16 protein-coding genes and 1 pseudogene are annotated in these 17651 nt (G+C 47.8%); 11 read left to right on the top strand and 6 right to left on the bottom strand.

Features of this window, described 5'->3' with window-relative positions:
• Positions 1-4: 4 nt before the first annotated feature.
• Positions 5-877 carry an AraC family transcriptional regulator gene (locus M2277_RS14615; RefSeq protein ID WP_231888050.1) on the bottom strand — a complete coding sequence of 291 codons (873 nt, stop codon included), beginning with the start codon at positions 875-877 and terminating at the stop codon, positions 5-7.
• A gap of 193 nt (positions 878-1070) precedes the next feature.
• On the opposite strand from M2277_RS14615, the gene M2277_RS14610 reads away from it, so the two are divergent.
• From M2277_RS14610 to M2277_RS14585, 6 genes and pseudogenes are all read left to right on the top strand, one after another.
• The gene (locus tag M2277_RS14610) at positions 1071-3752 is read left to right on the top strand and encodes an alpha-L-rhamnosidase (RefSeq protein WP_280755041.1); all 2682 of its coding nucleotides are present in this window, start codon (positions 1071-1073) and stop codon (positions 3750-3752) included.
• Positions 3753-3928: 176 nt separating this feature from the next.
• Positions 3929-4042: pseudogene (locus M2277_RS14605) on the top strand (ABC transporter ATP-binding protein); the annotation flags it as partial.
• A gap of 357 nt (positions 4043-4399) precedes the next feature.
• Complete coding sequence (locus M2277_RS14600; RefSeq protein WP_006209773.1) at positions 4400-4822, top strand: cell wall hydrolase; 423 nt, start codon at positions 4400-4402, stop codon at positions 4820-4822.
• 56 nt (positions 4823-4878) lie between these two features.
• The gene (gerQ, locus tag M2277_RS14595) at positions 4879-5313 is read left to right on the top strand and encodes a spore coat protein GerQ (protein ID WP_006209774.1); all 435 of its coding nucleotides are present in this window, start codon (positions 4879-4881) and stop codon (positions 5311-5313) included.
• A 439-nt stretch (positions 5314-5752) separates the two neighbouring features.
• Positions 5753-7072 (top strand): hemolysin family protein, encoded by a 1320-nt coding sequence (locus tag M2277_RS14590; RefSeq protein WP_063479288.1) that lies wholly within the window; start codon positions 5753-5755, stop codon positions 7070-7072.
• A 30-nt stretch (positions 7073-7102) separates the two neighbouring features.
• Entirely contained in the window at positions 7103-7732 is a 630-nt protein-coding gene (locus M2277_RS14585; protein ID WP_280755040.1) for a hypothetical protein, read from the top strand.
• A gap of 70 nt (positions 7733-7802) precedes the next feature.
• On the opposite strand, the gene M2277_RS14580 is transcribed toward M2277_RS14585, so the two are convergent.
• The 4 genes from M2277_RS14580 to M2277_RS14565 form a co-directional block, all read right to left on the bottom strand.
• A complete protein-coding gene (locus M2277_RS14580; protein WP_006209776.1) occupies positions 7803-8621 on the bottom strand; it encodes a DUF4367 domain-containing protein in 819 nt (272 codons plus the stop codon).
• Positions 8599-9189 (bottom strand): RNA polymerase sigma factor, encoded by a 591-nt coding sequence (locus M2277_RS14575; protein ID WP_006209779.1) that lies wholly within the window; start codon positions 9187-9189, stop codon positions 8599-8601. The genes M2277_RS14580 and M2277_RS14575 overlap by 23 nt, the downstream gene beginning before the upstream one ends.
• Positions 9190-9562: 373 nt before the next feature.
• On the bottom strand, positions 9563-10792 hold the full coding sequence (locus M2277_RS14570) for an aminopeptidase (RefSeq protein ID WP_280755039.1): 1230 nt from the start codon (positions 10790-10792) through the stop codon (positions 9563-9565).
• 166 nt (positions 10793-10958) lie between these two features.
• Complete coding sequence (locus tag M2277_RS14565) at positions 10959-12191, bottom strand: aminopeptidase (protein WP_280755038.1); 1233 nt, start codon at positions 12189-12191, stop codon at positions 10959-10961.
• Between the two features lie 143 nt (positions 12192-12334).
• Between M2277_RS14565 and M2277_RS14560 the strand changes: the two genes are divergently transcribed.
• The gene (locus M2277_RS14560) at positions 12335-12610 is read left to right on the top strand and encodes a hypothetical protein (protein ID WP_006209782.1); all 276 of its coding nucleotides are present in this window, start codon (positions 12335-12337) and stop codon (positions 12608-12610) included.
• Positions 12611-12733: 123 nt separating this feature from the next.
• On the opposite strand, the gene M2277_RS14555 is transcribed toward M2277_RS14560, so the two are convergent.
• Positions 12734-14086, bottom strand: a complete 1353-nt coding sequence (locus M2277_RS14555; protein WP_036638141.1) for a TrkH family potassium uptake protein — start codon at positions 14084-14086, stop codon at positions 12734-12736.
• Between the two features lie 79 nt (positions 14087-14165).
• Between M2277_RS14555 and M2277_RS14550 the strand changes: the two genes are divergently transcribed.
• From M2277_RS14550 to M2277_RS14535, 4 genes are all read left to right on the top strand, one after another.
• Positions 14166-15083: a DMT family transporter gene (locus M2277_RS14550; protein ID WP_280755037.1), complete on the top strand. Its 918-nt coding sequence runs from the start codon at positions 14166-14168 to the stop codon at positions 15081-15083.
• A gap of 119 nt (positions 15084-15202) precedes the next feature.
• Positions 15203-16339: a zinc-dependent alcohol dehydrogenase gene (locus M2277_RS14545; protein WP_280755036.1), complete on the top strand. Its 1137-nt coding sequence runs from the start codon at positions 15203-15205 to the stop codon at positions 16337-16339.
• Between the two features lie 164 nt (positions 16340-16503).
• Positions 16504-17229 carry an AzlC family ABC transporter permease gene (locus tag M2277_RS14540; RefSeq protein ID WP_006209785.1) on the top strand — a complete coding sequence of 242 codons (726 nt, stop codon included), beginning with the start codon at positions 16504-16506 and terminating at the stop codon, positions 17227-17229.
• Entirely contained in the window at positions 17220-17546 is a 327-nt protein-coding gene (locus M2277_RS14535) for an AzlD domain-containing protein (RefSeq protein ID WP_006209786.1), read from the top strand. The genes M2277_RS14540 and M2277_RS14535 overlap by 10 nt, the downstream gene beginning before the upstream one ends.
• Positions 17547-17651: the final 105 nt, after the last annotated feature.

Here is a 17651-nt window from a genome sequence, read left to right as displayed (position 1 = left end):
CTGTTCAATCGATCCTGGTTTCACTGCGGTACTGACCCGGTGTGAGTCCGGTATTCCTTTTGAATACCGAGTTAAAGGAGTGAATGTCCTTATAACCTACCTTCTCGGCAATTGCACTGACTTTATCCGGGGTCGTTCGCAGCAACTCCCGGCTCATCCGAACACGTACGGTCTGTAAGTAATGATGCCAGCTTTGAGCGGTATACCGGCGGAACAAGCGCTGCAGATGGCGTTCGCTGAATCCGCTGATATGGGCAAGAACCGTTAGCGAAAGCTCGTGCATGTAATGTCTCTCCACGTATTGAAGAACATCTTGAAATGAATGATGTTGAAGTTCTGAAGGCTTTGTATGCAAATGCTCGATTGCACGGCTGAATTCAATGACCAGCTGTAGAAGCAGAGTGTGCAAATAAACAGCTGACCCACGGATTGGCATGGCATTTTGTTCATAGAGGGAGTCGAACAGCTTCTCGAAACGGTCATGCTGGTCCATAATCGATTTATACCCAAGAGAGCCGTCCTGCATTCGTTGCAGAAAGGATGCTGTATCGGAATCTGAAGCAAAGGCAATCAGCTTGGACAGCAGCTGTACAGAGAATATGCAGTTGTTCACAATGAGCGGCTTCCCGTTTGCAGAAGTAGGCCGGAATACGTGGGACACGCCGAGCGGTATGTAGAAAATATGGCCTTTGCGGACTCGCTGCACCGTGTTCTCCAGATGATGAAAGCCTTCACCTTCCACAATATAAGCGATTTCCAAAAAATCATGGTTATGGTATGAGCCTGAAAAATTCTCCGCATTTCGATTCACGTACATCATGGTGTCATCCCGGAAAAAGTGATCCCCATAGTAGGTTTCCATCGGTCTTTTCATCATATATGCCCCTCCTGGACCATAACGGAAGAAAGTCCGTAATACCGCATGCACTTGTCCGTTATACCCATAATATTGAGATGATGTTCACTTATAATAATAGTTGAAATAGGCACGAATGTGGAATATTACATTCCGGCAGAAGTCCTATAACCAAGGTGTGTGCCATAAATATGAAGTGAACGGAGGCTTGATTATGTTTAAGGTGACGGAATTGCGGTGTGAGTATCAGCATAACCCGATTGGTATTGGAGAGAGATGTCCTCGTATAAGCTGGAGGCTGGATTCGGATGAAAGAGCGGTCAGCCAAACCGCTTATGAGATTGAGGTTTCGAATCTTCCAAATTTCTCTGAGCCTTACTGGACATCGGGAAAAGTGGCTTCATCACAATCGGTTCATGTTGAATTGGAGGAGCTGGATACAAAGTCTTGTAAGCGCTATAACTATCGCGTGCGCCTGTGGAATCAAGACGGGGAATTATCGGAATGGTCAGATATCGCATATTGGGAGACCGGTAAGCTGGAAGGGGAGCAGTGGGCAGGGGAATGGATTTCTGCACCCTTATCGTTGCTGCCCACCGACTCCCCGCATCTGCCGCTCCTCCGCAAAAGCTTCCGGCTGAATTCCTCCGTCAGGCAGGCACGAATATACGCAACGGCATTAGGGCTATATGAGCTGGAGCTTAACGGGCAGCGGGTGGGAGATCGTTATTTCACGCCTGGCTGGACCAGTTATGAGCATACGATTCAGACGCAAACCTATGATGTAACGGACATGTTAAGAACGGAACAGAATGCGATTGGAGCATGGCTCGGAAATGGGTGGTACAAAGGGCAATTGGGCTGGCAGGAGAAGGGTGCCATCTATGGAGATCGACTAGCCTTGCTGTTAGAACTGCATATAACATACACGGATGGGAGCGAGGAGCTGATCACAACAGATTCAAGCTGGCAGTCAGCCAAAGGTCCGATTGTAATGTCAGAGATCTATCACGGCGAAACCTATGACGCCCGCCTGGAATTCGAGGATTTCAACACACCGGATTATATGTCTCGCGATTGGCATGGAGTGGAATCGCTGGAGCATGGTTATGACATGTTGAAGCCTCAGATTAACGAACCTGTAAGAGCAATCCAAACGGTACGGCCAACTGAGTGGCTGGTTACGCCTAAAGGCGAGATGGTCATTGATTTTGGACAAAACCTGGTTGGATGGGTCCGTTTCAGTCTTACGGGGACAGAAGGCGCTGTGGTGACACTGGAACATGCCGAAATATTGGATAGCGAGGGGAATTTCTATACCGAGAATCTCCGAACAGCTAAACAAACCATCGGGTACACATTAAAGGGTGATGGCAAAGAAACCTATGAACCTCATTTTACATTCCAGGGCTTTCGGTATGTTCGATTATCCGGATTCACGGAGGAGCAGTTGGATCATGAAGCTTTTGAAGCCGTTGTGGTTCATTCGGATTTTGAAGAGACGGGGACCTTTGAGTGCTCCGAACCCTTGGTGAATCAATTGCAGAGCAACATCAGATGGGGGCTTAAGGGGAATTTCCTCGATGTACCCACGGATTGTCCGCAGCGTGACGAGCGTTTAGGCTGGACAGGAGATGCGCAGATGTTTATTCAGACAGCATCCTATCTGTCCAATGTGGCCCCGTTTTTTACCAAATGGTTATCCGACTTGGCTGCAGAACAGCGTGACGATGGGGCGGTTCCCTTCGTTGTTCCTCATGTGCTCGGCAAGGAAGACTTCGCTTCGGCCGCTTGGGGGGATGCAGCGGTTATATGTCCCTGGACGATCTATGTGAGTTACGGTGATCAGCGAATATTGGAACGGCAATATAAGAGCATGAAGCGCTGGGTTGCCTACATTCAAGGCCAAGGGGAGAATGAATATCTGTGGAATACCGGCTTCCATTTTGGAGATTGGCTGGGACTGGATGCGAAATCGGGTGACTACGTAGGTGCCACAGAGCGGGATTTGATCGCATCGGCGTTTTATGCCTATTCGGTTGAATTGTTGCGGAGGACCGCAGTAGTATTGGGCCAAAAAGAGGATGCGGCCGTGTATTCCAAACTGAAGGAGCAGGTGTTAGCCGCGTTTCGCAGCGAATTCGTGACCCCATCCGGACGTCTTGCGGCATCGACACAGACCGCGCATGTGCTTGCACTTATGTTCGGATTGCTGGATAAAGCGGCAGAGAAACGGGCAGCAGCCCGTCTATACACTCTGCTGGAAGAGAGCAAGTTTCACTTGACGACAGGGTTTGTGGGCACTCCTTATATTAGTCATGTGTTAAGTCAGCAGGGCATGCATGACGCAGCTTATAAGCTGCTGCTCCAGCAGGACTATCCTTCATGGCTATATCCGGTCACCAAAGGCGCCACAACGATATGGGAGCATTGGGACGGCATTAAGGAAGATGGCAGCTTCTGGAGTCGCGACATGAATTCGTTTAATCATTATGCGTACGGTGCGATCGGCGATTGGCTGTATCGAACGGTTGCCGGAATCCAGACGGTGGAGGAAGCGCCGGGTTATAAACGAATCGTGATTGCTCCCGTGCCTGGCGAGGGATTGACGTGGGCAGCAGGAACGATCGATACGATGTATGGAAGGGTCCGGTCGTATTGGAGATTGGGCAATGCTGGGGACTTCCAGCTGGAGATAACCATTCCGCCCAATACAACAGCGGAAATCCGTCTGCCTGGTATTTTTGACGGAACGAGGGTAACGGAAGGCGATGGGACGCCACTGCTTGAAGCCAATGGCATTCATTCCGCTTGCGATGGCAAAGCCGGCGTTGTGATTCAAGCAGGATCTGGTCATTATCAATTCTGTTATAAATTCACCGGTCATTCCAGTTAGGGATGAATAAAAGTATGAATCTAAAGCTCTGTACCGCGCTGGATTGCGGTACAGAGCTTTTTTCTAGGATAGAGGCAGTTCTCTAACCAATTTCATTTTCTTGTCACGAGGATGTAAGAAGTAGGATGTATGATACCCATAATGATATTAACAAAGGAATGGGATCTGGATAGTGGACTAGCGGTCAAGTTATCGTTGACGGGAAGTCTATCTTCGATATGAAGGACGATGAGCTGACAGTCTTTCGGAGAAGGAAGATCGGGTTTATATTTTCTAGTTTAGTTCCAATCAGCTCACGTTCCAGCATCTCGAGCCTACGAGGCTCTGCTTCATTTTTTTGTTCTTTCAAATACTTCTGATAAATCGCTTCAAAATCGGTCACGGTACTCCTCCTTCGGAAGTAGGGCAAGCTCACAAAAGAACGCCTCGAACAAGCTCCAATAGGCAGCATTCGAGGCGTTCTTCGCATAGAATCGATACGATGATTATAGTATTTAAAAGCATGCAAATAAATTAGGCATAAGCCTATGACAACCTGTTGTTCACCCTCCAATGCACCATCAGAATATTTTTCTGCTGCTACTGTCACATTTATGGGCGAATGCACATACGATACAAAGTGATCTTAAGGAAGCGAGGGGAACTCTGTGGCAGTCATCAAAGCAAATTCGAATGATGTGGATCTTCTGGCAAGATTGCTCCGCGCAGAGGCAGAGGGTGAAGGCGAGCAAGGCATGCTCATGGTTGGGAATGTCGGCGTGAACCGGATACTGTCCAACTGCTTGGACTTTATGAACATCCGCAACATGAATGATATGGTGTTCCAGAACCCGGGAGGGTTTGAAGCAACACAAAAAGGCTATTTTTATCAAAGAGCCAGGGAGGCCGACCGGCGCCTAGCCCAAAGAGTTATCAATGGAGAGCGCACCTGGCCGGCAACCAATGCATTATGGTTTTTCCGTCCGGTAGGGGATTGCCCGCCTACCTGGTACAACCAGCAGAACACAGGCCGCTTTAAAGCACACTGCTTCTTCAGTCCAACATATGGCGATTGCCCGGCAGTTTATTGATCCACGTTGTACATCCGCATATTGCGGAAGATATACATTAAAGGAGGAAATTACTTATGTACTACAATCAAGGTGTGCCACCTGTGAACTTCATGAATGGAGTGCGTTATCCGGGAGTGCCTGGTCGCGGAACAGCAGGTTATACGGCCAACATTCCACCGGAGGTTCCAAGCGGAAGCCCGATCACTCCGGGAGGCACTGTAATGCCGGCCCCTCAATTCGAGCAGTCTTACGTTGAGAATATTCTCCGTTTGAACTTGGGCAAACAGGCTACCTTTTACATGACATATGAAAACAACTCGCAATGGAATGCAAAAGTGTTCACTGGCGTAATCGAAGCTGCTGGACGCGATCATATTGTCATTAGCGAACGTTCGACTGGACGCCGTATCATCCTGCTGATGGTGAACCTGGATTATGTCGTATTTGATGAGCCGCTTCATTACCAATATCCGGGTGTTATAGGCAACCCGCCGCCAACTTCAAGATAAGCCAACGGAAATACGAATAACCCTTGTTTACACCATGTAAACGGGGGTTATTTTATTTGGGCTCACCAGGCTAATATTCAGCGAAATGCGGTTTTTGTCCTAGGGAGATGCGGGGATTCATAGTAATCTTTTAACATTTTGAATGTTTATTCATAGAATATATGAATTCACCGGAAATGAGGGTTAATGGCTGAGAATCAAATTATAGCTTGTAACAACGCTTATTAATGTCATAAGACAACGTTTGACTGTGTATCGTAGTACTATATAATTACTTATATAGCTTGATTACGACGGAATAAGATAAGGAGATGAGACCATTGGGAAGTTGATGCGTTGTCCGAACACGTTGTTATGCTTGATGGCACCACACATTTTTAATAACCGAAGGAGGTGTTCCTATTCGTCATAGCATGCTGTATGGCGGGTAGGAGATCGATTGAGTGACCCCTTACCGAGTTGGATAAGCTTAACCTTGGTATTGTTTCTCGTCCTGTTAAATGGATTCTTTGTATCAGCTGAATTAGCTTTTGTTAAGGTAAAAAGCAGTCGGATTGACGCTTTGGTTGAAGAAGGACATAGACGTGCAAAATTTGCACAGAACATACTGAAGAATCTGGACGGATATATATCCGCTTGCCAGTTTGGTATCACCATCGTGTCCATTGGACTTGGATGGATCGGCGAAAGAACCATATCCGCCATGATCACGCCTTGGTTCAACGGCATAGGATGGAGCAATACGGCTGTTCATACCGTTTCCTTGGTGATTGCATTTATCTTGATTGCACTCATGCACATCGTATTTGGTGCCATGGCACCTAAGACGGTGGCTGTTCGCAAAGCGGAACAAATCACGCTGCTGTCGGCAGGTCCGCTGAGAATATTTTATACCATCATGTTTCCATTTATCTGGTTTGCCAACGGACTTTCTAATAACGTTCTCCGAATATTCCGGATGAAACCTGTGGTGGAGCGCAACGTTCACACCGAGGAGGAGCTTCGGGATATGATGAAAGAGAGCAGTGAGAGTGGGATGATGGATAATACGGACATGGTATTGGTGGACAACGTTTTTGAATTTGCCGATACCACAGCTAGGGAGATCATGATCCCAAGGACAGAGATGATCTGTTTATACAATAATCTTTCATTGGAAGAAAATCTGAAAATTGCAAGCGAGGGGATGCGAACCCGTTATCCGATCTGTGACGAAGACAAGGATCATATCATTGGCTTCATTCACATCAAGGATCTGATGCGCGGTTACGTCCGTGACCAGCTTTCCCTGATTCGCCCGATTATTGCTGTTCCTGAATCCATCAAAATCAGCGAGCTGCTGCGAAGAATGCAGCGGAGCAAGACGCAAATTGCCATTCTGATCGATGAATACGGCGGGACTTCAGGCCTTGTAACGCTGGAGGACATCATGGAAGAAATCGTCGGAGAAATTCAAGATGAGTTTGACGAAGAGCGTCCGGGAATTGAGAAGGTGGGGGAGGATGAATACTCCATTGATGGATTGATGCTGATTGATGAAATTAATGACCAATTTGGTCTGAATGTTGATACAGAAGACTATGATACCATCGGTGGATGGCTGTCCTCACGTCTTGAGGTGCTGCTCCCGCATAAAGGTCAGTCTATCTTGTATGAGGACTATCACTTTGTGATTGAGGAGACCGAGAATAAACGAATCTCGCGCATTCGTCTGATCAGGCAAGAGCAGCAGCTGCTTCAGGAAGAAGCAGGCGCGTGAACTGGATATTAGAAGAAGCAACGACAAAATATGTCGTTGCTTCTTTTTATTTGCAGAAAAGTTTCAAAAATTATATCAAACCGTGAAGAATTAGATACTTTTGTGCTGACATCACGTGTTAAAATATGGATGTTCCTAATAAATAGAAAGAAAGGTGATGTTATGTCAAAAGTACGCAGTTCTAAACGTATGGCTTCAACTCTTGCAGTCAGTGTTCTATTAAGCTTATCTCTGGCGGGAGGGGCTTACGCGGATTCCGCTACTGACATTGCACCAGGTGCCTTAACTACACCGCCACCAGTAGAAATGAATCTGAATTCTTCTTTTAACCTCTTAGCCAACAAGTACCTGATTAACTATTATTCTACAATTAGCAAGGTAAATAGTACCCAGGTAAGCCTTAACGGATTTACAGGAGCAGGACAAGCTGTAGATACAATTGGTATTAATTTTGTCCTACAGAGATGGACCGGGTCGGCTTGGATAGATACTGGAAGTGCTTATGAAAACGGTTCAAACAAAACTTCCCTCAGCGGTATTAAAAACTTCAGTGTTCAGACAGGTTATTATTACCGGGGCAAGACCATTCACTGGATTAATGAGAATGGTACATATGAAGAAGCGACTTATTATACGAATTCTATATTAGCAGAGCAATAATTCCGGTATATAAAACAAAGAAGCGCACTTTTCTGAAGTGCGCTTCTTTAGTTTATCTGTGCATTTTGTTTCAATGTATGCTGTTTGCTATCTTAATTAATTCATCTCTTGAGAATAATCCGCTGATATTTACCAATATCTTGTCATTATCATGCAAAAAACGGAGATTCGTTTCGGTCAGGTAGGCCACAGCTCCTGATTTCAGTGTCAGTGTTTCTGTCACTTTCCCTCCAAGGCCGATGGATCTTTCGGACGACATGTCAATGAGATCAATGTAAAATACCTTTTCATCTGTATTTTTGTAATGAAGATGCAGATCCAAGAGCGGCGCGGTCTCACTTTCCGCGATTCCTGTTGCCTCATAGAACTCAAAGCCTTTCGGGATATACCCAATTTGAGGTATCTTGAATAATACACGCTTTTGTGACTCAATGAGGGATTCATCAGAATCAGCAAATGGAATATCCTCAGTTTCGACCAATTCGGCTGGTGGTACTGGATCAGCGTTATTTGGTATAGGTGTTGCATCCGGTGGCGGGGCAGTAAGAGCTTTGCTTGGATCGACGGGCTCTTTCTTACCGAATATCTGGCCCGTTATGCCGTTGCCCCAATCCACGATTTGTTGGTAAATGGGCGACACGGCTTGTGTAACTGTTGGTTGAGAGAATATTAAAGCTCCAATTAACATGGATGCAGCAACGATACCGGAAAACTGTAATCTGCGTCGTTGTTGTTTTCGTTTGTTTAACTTCTCGACTTGTAATTTGACTTGCTGCCAAGATTGACGTTTCGATTCGTTGTCAGTGGGGAGTGAGGAACATGAAGCTGCACGATCAAAGGCTTCGTCAAAGGCCTCATCAAACCAATCATCGTATTTTTCGTTGCTCATCCAATTCACCCCACTCTCTATACAGCATTTTCTTTACGGACTCTCTCGCTCGGAACAAGCGCTGCTTGACGATCTCTTCGCGTGTATTCAGCAGCTCGGCGATTTCCCTGTACGTCAGACTGTGCTTCCACCGATATTCAATCAATAACCTGTATTCAGGCTTGAGTTTGTCGAGGTACTGCTCAATGGATTCCTCCAGCATATTCGACTCCACCTGGTGTTCAACGTTCGCGGAGGAGACCGCTACGTCCTCTTCATTAATAAAAACACTATCAACATCCACTTGGTTACGGTATTTTTTATTTTTTCTTAAATAATTCATGGTTGAGTTTTTAGCGACGACGCGCAGCCATCCCCGCATCTTGCTTTCCATTTCGAAGTTAGGCTTGCTTGTAATCACTTTTATAAAGGACTCCTGAATGATATCCTCAACAGCAGCATGATCCCGTACGACATACAATATTTGTCCATATACGAGATCATAAAATTCATAGTAAATTTCTTCCTGAATAGGTTCGCTCAAATCAGCGAAATCTGCTGCAAGGAGGAGCTGTAATCGGTTGGACACGCGATATTCCCCTCTCTGGTGTAACCATCCTATTTCTCTCATCATTTTACAACATATCAGATAAAAAAGCCCTACAATTTCAAATAACAGCAGACTCTGGTGATTGATGTTGGTGAAGTATGTAACGACGTATTCCTCAGGAATTGGACTCTTAAACAAATCGTCATTCTCGAGTAGGTTTGGGATATCTCAAGAGTGCGCCCATCTCTTCATGATATGTTCGGTAATCTAAGGATATTAATCGAAATAGGATGCATCATTGCATGGAGGAGAAGCGTGTCGGCAGATAAAAATAACTGGAAAAACAGGACGCCCTCTGCTGGAGGACGTCCTGTAAGATCGAGTGAGGTATTTGAATGATGGCTAGTGCGGCTTACGCCCAGTTGCCATCGATGAATACAGGCTCTTCGTTGCCATCATGCGTGATTCCTGTGATGTTCAGCTCCTTGGAGCCCATCATGAAATCCACATGGGTAATGCTGGTGTTCAGTCCGCTGGCTTGCAGCTGATCAGAGGTCATGGTTTTGCCGCCCTCGAGGTTGAAGGCGTATGCACTGCCGATAGCCAGGTGGCAGGAGGCATTCTCATCAAACAGCGTATTGTAATACAGGATGCCGCTTTCCGAAATCGGGGAACGGTAGGGAACAAGGGCCACTTCGCCAAGATAATGGGAGCCCTCATCCATGGAGACGAGACGCGATAACGTATCTTCACCTTGCTCGGCAGAAAAATCGACAATGCGACCGTCCTCGAACGTAATCGAGAAATTGTCTATAATATTTCCTCCATAACTCAAAGGCTTTGTGCTGCGAACCGTGCCATTCACGCCGGTTTTAAGAGGAGCCGTGAACACTTCCTCCGTTGGAATGTTGGCAACGAAGCGTTCGCCTTGCTCATTATGGCTGCCCGCTTGGGTCCAAATATGGCCTTCTGGCAGTTCAATCGTGAGGTCCGTTCCAGGTGAGGTAAAGCGAAGCTTATGATATTTCTTGGCATTAAGCTCGTCGGATTTCTGCTGGAGCGTATCAATATGCGCCTCCCACGCGCTGATGGGGTCATCCAGATCTGCGCGTACCGCATGAAAGATCGCATCCCACATTTTGTCCACCTGCAGCTCCTTCGGAACATCAGGGAACACCTTGGCCGCCCAATCCGGAGAAGCAAAGGCAACGCCTGTCCAGCTCATTTTATCGGCTTGCTGATATTGACGGTACTTCGACATCGCAGCGCCATATGTACGTTGATGGTTGGAGATACGCTCAGGATCAATTCCGCTGAGCAGATCAGGGTTCGAGGAGAGGACCGTCAAGAATGCGGCTCCTTGCTCAGCGAGCTCCGTTACTTCCTCCGCGTAGTATTTCGGCGGTTCCAGAAATGCTTCATCCGGAGCCAACTCGTAACGTATTCGGCTGACGATCTCATCGCTATAGTTGACTTTCACTTGTTTGGCACCGATTTCATAGGCCTTCTTCACGATGAGGCGCACAAGCGGCGCAGCATCGATCATGGCGTTAACGACAAGAGTTTGCCCCGGCTGCACATTGGCACCGACTTTGACAGCGAGCTCGGCGTAACGCTCCAATTTTTGCTCAAAGCTTGACATACAAGGACCTCCATTCCTTTTATACTATCTTTAAGTAGCTTCATGCGCTTTCTTGATTATCGCACAATTTTTCCGTTTGTAAATCAACCTCAGGTCAATTAAAGGCAGGAAAAGTTTAAGAAAAGCAGCTACTTCGCATGAAATAGCTGCTTTGATCACGATATTCTTAAAATGCCCAGTTTCCTTTAAGGAATACCGGTTCTTCCTTACCCTCTGCCGTAACTCCGTAAATATCCATTTCGCCGGAGCCGATCATGAAGTCCACATGCGTCACGCTGGTATTGAGACCGCTTTGAATCAATTGCTCCTGATTCATCTCTTTACCTCCCTCTATGCAGAAGGCATAGGCACTGCCAAGCGCAAGGTGGTTGGAAGCATTCTCGTCAAACAACGTATTGTAATACAGAATGTTGGATTCGGAGATCGGAGATTGATGCGGCACAAGCGCCACCTCACCAAGATAGCGGGCACTATCATCCATGTTCAGGAGACGCTCAAGGGTCTCGTACCCTTGCTCTGCTGTGAAGCTGACTACTTTACCGGCTTCAAACGTAAGAGAGAAGTTGTCCACGATATTGCCAGCGTAACTCAAAGGCTTCGTGCTGTGGACGGTACCGTTAACCCCCGTTTTGAGCGGTGCAGTAAATACTTCTTCTGTTGGCATATTAGCCACAAACGAATGGCCGCGTTCGTTGATGCTGTCACCCTGCGCCCAGATATGGCCTTCAGGCAGTTCAATGGTAAGGTCCGTTCCTGGCGCAATGTAGTGGAGCTTCTTGTATTTCTTGGCGTTCAGCACGGAAGATTTCGCTTCAAGCACCTCAAGATGCTGGTTCCAAGCCTCAACCGGATTATCCTGATCCACGCGCACCGTGTGGAAAATCGCATCCCACAGCTTGCTGACCTGCTCCGATTCCGGTGCATCCGGAAATACCTTGGCAGCCCATGGCGCTGAAGGTACTGCAATCAGGCACCAGCTGAACTTGTCAGACTGCTGATAGGCGCGATATTGCTTCAGCGCTTCTCCGCGGGCCTTGTAGAAGTTTCCGATGCGTTCGGAATCAATGCCGCTGAGCAGATCCGGATTCTCCGCAAGGACGTGGAGGATAGCTGCACCGTTCTCCACCAATTCAGTCATTTCCCCGGCATACCACTTTGGTGCTTCCGTAAACACATCATCCGCTGCTTTTTCGAATTGAAGTCTGGTGACAGTTTCATCAGTCCATAGAATTTTCACCAGGCGGGCACCTGCTTCATAGGCCTTCTTGGCGATCAAGCGAGTGAACTCGGCAGTGTCAACAGGGGCATGAACCACCAAGGTTTGTCCTTCCTGTATGTTAACTCCAACCTTTACAGCCAACTCGGCATATTTGTCCAAGGATGTATTGAAATCGGACATTTGGAACCCTCCAATGAAATTTATTCTTTTCCACCATATTATACTAGATCAAGTTGCATAAGAAAAACAATAATCAGCGGCAATTAAAAGTGATATACTGAGTGTTGTGAGTTGTTCACAACGAAACGAAGGAGAGTAGAAACGTGTCACAAGTCCGAATCGAGCGTGCGGATATGAAACGGGATGAGAGCAATCAATTCGTGGGGTATACCGTATTTTCTATAGATGGACATGCAGCATCGTACGAGATCACATTCCTGAGCAAGAACGGCCGGGACTGGGATTACAGCCTGAATTTCGCAGGCGAGCCGGGAATCGAGGAGCAGTTTATGCAGCTTGATGAGCGGATCGAAACCGATGACGAGTTGTTTGATGATTTGCTGGATGCTGCGATTGATGCCAGCGAGTTCGGAGAATAAGAGCCGATTCAATCGGATACTACTCAACATGAGATGAAAATGAAACAAACCGTGCACTCCCGGCAGATGAGGGAGCGTACGGTTTGTTTATATGTGCCGGCAATAAGAGGGAATGCACACGGTTTAGCCGATCGTAATCCGTCCCTCCGGGTGACGGTACAGTTCTTTGTTGCTTTTGCGGCTAAGCGCGTAAGCCAGCGTAAGCGGACCGAGACGGCCCAGGAACATCAGCAAGGCGATAGTGATCTTGCCAATCGGCGACAATTCGGTTGTGAGACCCATGGATAAGCCGGCTGTTCCGAAGGCGGAGACGGCTTCGAACAGAATTCTTAAGAATTCACCCGATTCCGTCACGGACAGGAACATGGAAGCCCCCACCAACAGCAGCAGTGACAGTATCGTCAGCGTAATGGAGCGGTAGACCAGGGATTGCGAGATTCTGTTGCGGTAGAGAACAACATCGCGTTTTCCCTGGATCATGGTAACCACTGCACCAATCAGGACCGCGAAGGTCGTCACCTTGATCCCGCCTCCTGTGGATCCAGGCGCAGCCCCGATAAACATCAGGAGGATCATAAAGAACTGTGACGACTGCTCCAGACTCGCGATGTCCAGGGTGCTGACGCCGCCGGAACGTGGGGTAATCGATTGGAAGATGGAGGCCATAATCTTGACCGGGTACGAGAGCGGGCCTAATGTCTTGGGATTGCTGTGCTCCAATAGAAAGATCATGACAGCACCAATGACGATCAGCAGAGAGGTCACCGTCAGAACAACCTTGGAGTGAAGCGATATTTTTTTGGTTTTCGGGTACTCGATAAGATCAAAGATAACAATGAAGCCGATTCCCCCAAGGAAAATCAAGACAGCAATGATAATATTGACATAAGGATCCTCTACATAAGTGGCAAACCCGGAGAATGGCCCATGGATTTGGCCAAACAGATCAAAGCCAGCATTGTTGAATATGGATATGCTTTGGAATGTGCCAAAGTAAGCTGCATCCGAGAGCGGCATGATGGCAGAGAACCTGAATGTCAGCAGCAGAGCGCCTATGCCCTCTATAATCAGCGTATATACGAGGACTCTTCGAATGAGGTCCACAATGCCTTGAATTTGGTATTGTCCCATCGCTTCCTGAAGAATGATGCGTTCCCGCAGCGAGATTCTGCGATTGAACATCAATGCAATCCAGGTGGCAGAGGTCATAAAGCCTAATCCGCCCAGCTGAACCAGCATGAGCATGACAATTTGTCCAAAAACGGACCAATGGGTTCCCGTATCCACAACGGTTAATCCGGTCACGCTGATGGCGGAAACCGCTGTGAAGAGCGCATCAATCAGTGGTGTGGAGGTCCCGTCAGCTGTGGCGATGGGAAGCTTTAGCAGGATCGTTCCCACCAGCGTGATCGATGCAAAGCCGATCGCCAGAAACTTGGGCGGGGTCATTTGATTGCGCAGGTCTTTCTTTTTCATGCTAATTTTCCTTTTCCGAAAGTTTTAATTTTAAAATCATTTCTCTAATATAACACGAAAGGTGAATCATTTAACCATCATGAATTCAGAGAAACCGCCTATTCCCGTATTTATTCCTTTATTTATCGGCATTATCGCGATATCTTTCTCATCCATTTTTGTGAAATGGTCCAGCAGTCCGGTCTCTGTTCAAGCCATGTACAGACTCGTTATTACCGTTCTGATCATGCTGCCGTTTGCGGGAAAATATCTGCCCGCTGCCAAGTCATTGAAGCGCTCTGAAGTGCTGCTGCTGATCCTGTCAGGAGCCATGCTGGCATTGCACTTTTGGTTATGGATGGGCTCTTTAACATGGACAAGCGTTGCAAGCTCTACCATCATCCTGGCTCTGCAGCCCGTATTCGTGATGATTGGTGCCTACTTCTGGTTTAAGGAAAAAACATCACTCGCCGCAATCGGCGGCATGGCAATCGCGTTCCTTGGGGTGTTCCTGCTCATTGGCAGCAGCGGACTCAGCGGGAGTGCGGGGCATTTGACCGGTGATGTGATGTCTTTGCTGGGAACGGCAGCTGTTGCTGCACATATGCTGCTTGGGCAATTACTGCTCAGACGGCTTCCGTCCTTTCTGTACAGCTGGCTTGTTTTTGTGGTAGCTGCTGTAATTCTGGCTGTCTATAACGTGGGCATGCATATTCCGCTGGCAGGGTATTCGGCGCGTGAGTGGGGAATATTTGCTCTATTGGCAGTCGTGCCGACCGTATTCGGTCATCTGTTGTTTAATTGGCTTATGAAATATGCCTCGGCCTCAACCGTATCGATGAGCGTTCTGGGTGAGCCTGTGGGGGCGAGTTTGCTCGCTTTCCTTCTGTTGAATGAATCGATGAGCACCCTGCAGGCAGGAGGGGGTGCCCTTGTACTGTTAGGGCTGGTGTTGTTCCTGAAGGTCGGAAAACCGAAAAAGGGGGCTGTGGAGGTACAACCCGAAGGGCTCGGATAGAGCTAGATTAATTTTTTCTATGGCCGAGTAGTTAGCCCGCAATTAGCGCACACTGAAGGTATCAACCACCCCAAATCCTGTAAGAAATGGATTTTGGATTTGTAAAGGAGCATATGTGCGTGAAAGCAGTCACCTATCAAGGCAGACATCGTATCAAAGTGAAAGAGATGAAGGATCCGGCCCTGCACCGCAGCGACGATATACTGATCCGAGTCACAACGACATCTATCTGCGGTTCTGATCTGCATTTATATAACGGTGAGATGAAGCAGCTTCATGATGATTACATTATCGGCCATGAGCCCATGGGAGTTGTGGTGGAAGCTGGCCCTGAGGTAAACAGAGTCAAGGTTGGGGACCGTGTCATTATTCCCTTTATCATCTCTTGCGGCAAATGCTTGTTCTGCCAGAATCAGATGGAGAGCCAGTGCGACTATGCTAATGATGCCAAGGATACCGGAGGTTTTTTTGGATATAGTGATGCATACGGCGGTTTCCAGGGAGCCCAGGCGGAGCTGATGCGTGTTCCATACGGAAATTTTATGCCTTTTATTATTCCGGAGGATGCCGATATGGAGGATGAAAAATTGCTCATGCTCTCCGATGCGCTGCCAACAGCCATCTGGAGTGTAGAGAACGGGGGAGTCAAGCCTGGCGACACGGTGGTTGTTCTAGGCTGCGGTCCGATCGGGCTGTTAACGCAGAAGTTTGCCTGGTTAAAGGGAGCGAAACGGGTCATTGCAATTGATCATGTAGATTACAGGCTGGCGCATGCAAAACGAACTAACCAGGTGGAAACCTATAATTTCGAAAAAATACCCGAAATTGAAGAATATATTAGAGAAATCACACATGGTGGAGCCGATGTTGTCATTGATTGTGTGGGGCTGGATGCCAAAAGAACCCCTATCGAAATGCTGGGCAGCATGCTCAGGCTGCAGGGCGGCTCTCTGGGAGCTTTCAACATGGCCGTCAGGATGGTTCGCAAGTTCGGGACGATCCAGCTGACCGGCGTATATGGGCTTGTCTATAATGCATTTCCGCTCGGCGAGCTGTTCGAAAGGAATATTACGTTAAAAATGGGACTGGCGCCCGTCATTCATTATATGCCCAAGCTGTATCAAATGCTGAAGGAGGGGACGGTCGATCCTTCGGATATCATCACGCACCGGTTTCCGATGGAGAAGGCTGCCCATGGCTATGACATCTTCAATGAGCGGAAGGATGGCTGTATTAAAATCATTTTGAAGCCCTGACCGCTTGAAAATTCAATCATCACATTGTGCGTTCCGGAAGATTTGTTGCACTTCCGGGGCGCTTTTTTTATGGATAAATGGCATATTTGGCGTTGACAAGGAAGGAGGATGTATTCATAGTAATTAAAAGTAGAATCGGAGAGTAAGAGAGGAATCGGACCAAGATGGACACCAAGTCAGAACAGCTTCCTTCGCATATGGAGGGAAATTCGTATCTTCAAGGCTTTAAGGATTGTATCCCTACCCTGCTAGGCTATTTGAGCATAGGCTTTGCTGCAGGTGTAGTTGAGCGGACTGCAGGCTTCAGCCTGCTCGAAATCGCGTTAATCTCGCTCCTGCTCTATGCCGGCTCCGGTCAATTTATCGCGGCAGGAATGCTAGCGGCAGCAAGCCCGGTGATCTCGATCATCATCACGATTTTCTTCGTGAATGCCAGGCATCTGCTGTTAAGCGCAGCGATCGCCCCGTACTTTAAAGGTCTCTCCACCGGAAAGAGTTTCTTTATCGGCTCCCTGCTGACTGACGAGACATTCGGTGTTGCTGCCGCCAAGGCGACCGAGCAGAAAAGACTGGGTTATCAATGGATGGTGGGCTTAAATATTACAGCCTATCTGTTCTGGTGTGCGGCTAACGTTGCAGGGGGGCTCGTCGGCGAGTGGATACCGGACCCGGAGCAGTTTGGTCTGGATTTTGCTTTGCCGGGTATGTTTATCGGGCTGCTGGCACTGCAATGGCTCAGCCGCAAAAAATATAAATTGGACTTCATGGTCGTTATCATTGCGGTCATTGCAGTAGTGGCCTTCAGCACGATGATGCCGGGAAGCGCAGCAGTCATTGCCGCTATCCTGGTTGCGGCTACAGCGGGGATGGTGATGGAACGATGGAAATAAGATGGCATATTGCAGCTCTGATTATTGGCTGTGCGGTGGTTACCCTTATTCCAAGAGTTCTGCCGCTTATGATTCTCAGCAAGCTGCGGATTCCGGATATGATGATAAGATGGCTGGATCATGTGCCAATCGCAGTCATGGGCGCCCTGTTGGCCCAGGAACTGCTCGTATCGGACGGGCGTGTCGACCCTGCCGGTCACTTGCTTGAGCTGATTGCGGCTGTTCCCGCCTTCCTTACAGCTTTTCTAACGAAAAGTCTGTTTGCTACGGTCATTGTGGGTATTCTGACTTTGATTGGGCTGCGCATATTGATTTGAATTAAGTGAAGCATGGTTTATAAGCTGCTCTCTAGCCAACCGGCGGGGGACAGCTTATTTTGGTTGTCAAATTTCCCTGCTTCATGTGCCGTCTGCCTGTTATTT

This window comes from Paenibacillus sp. LBL (genome assembly GCF_029893715.1).
Classification (GTDB): domain Bacteria; phylum Bacillota; class Bacilli; order Paenibacillales; family Paenibacillaceae; genus Paenibacillus_AQ; species Paenibacillus_AQ glucanolyticus.
This window is presented reverse-complemented; position numbering and strand designations above follow the sequence as displayed.

Excerpts from the sequence above, each read along its gene's own strand:
- M2277_RS14615 (WP_231888050.1), bottom strand. The coding sequence starts at position 877 with ATGATGAAAAGACCGATGGAAACCTACTATGGGGATCACTTTTTCCGG.
- M2277_RS14610 (WP_280755041.1), top strand. The coding sequence starts at position 1,071 with ATGTTTAAGGTGACGGAATTGCGGTGTGAGTATCAGCATAACCCGATT.
- gerQ (WP_006209774.1), top strand. The coding sequence starts at position 4,879 with ATGTACTACAATCAAGGTGTGCCACCTGTGAACTTCATGAATGGAGTG.
- M2277_RS14585 (WP_280755040.1), top strand. The coding sequence starts at position 7,103 with ATGTCGTTGCTTCTTTTTATTTGCAGAAAAGTTTCAAAAATTATATCA.
- M2277_RS14580 (WP_006209776.1), bottom strand. The coding sequence starts at position 8,621 with ATGAGCAACGAAAAATACGATGATTGGTTTGATGAGGCCTTTGACGAA.
- M2277_RS14570 (WP_280755039.1), bottom strand. The coding sequence starts at position 10,792 with ATGTCAAGCTTTGAGCAAAAATTGGAGCGTTACGCCGAGCTCGCTGTC.
- M2277_RS14565 (WP_280755038.1), bottom strand. The coding sequence starts at position 12,191 with ATGTCCGATTTCAATACATCCTTGGACAAATATGCCGAGTTGGCTGTA.
- M2277_RS14555 (WP_036638141.1), bottom strand. The coding sequence starts at position 14,086 with ATGAAAAAGAAAGACCTGCGCAATCAAATGACCCCGCCCAAGTTTCTG.
- M2277_RS14550 (WP_280755037.1), top strand. The coding sequence starts at position 14,166 with ATGAATTCAGAGAAACCGCCTATTCCCGTATTTATTCCTTTATTTATC.
- M2277_RS14540 (WP_006209785.1), top strand. The coding sequence starts at position 16,504 with ATGGACACCAAGTCAGAACAGCTTCCTTCGCATATGGAGGGAAATTCG.
- M2277_RS14535 (WP_006209786.1), top strand. The coding sequence starts at position 17,220 with ATGGAAATAAGATGGCATATTGCAGCTCTGATTATTGGCTGTGCGGTG.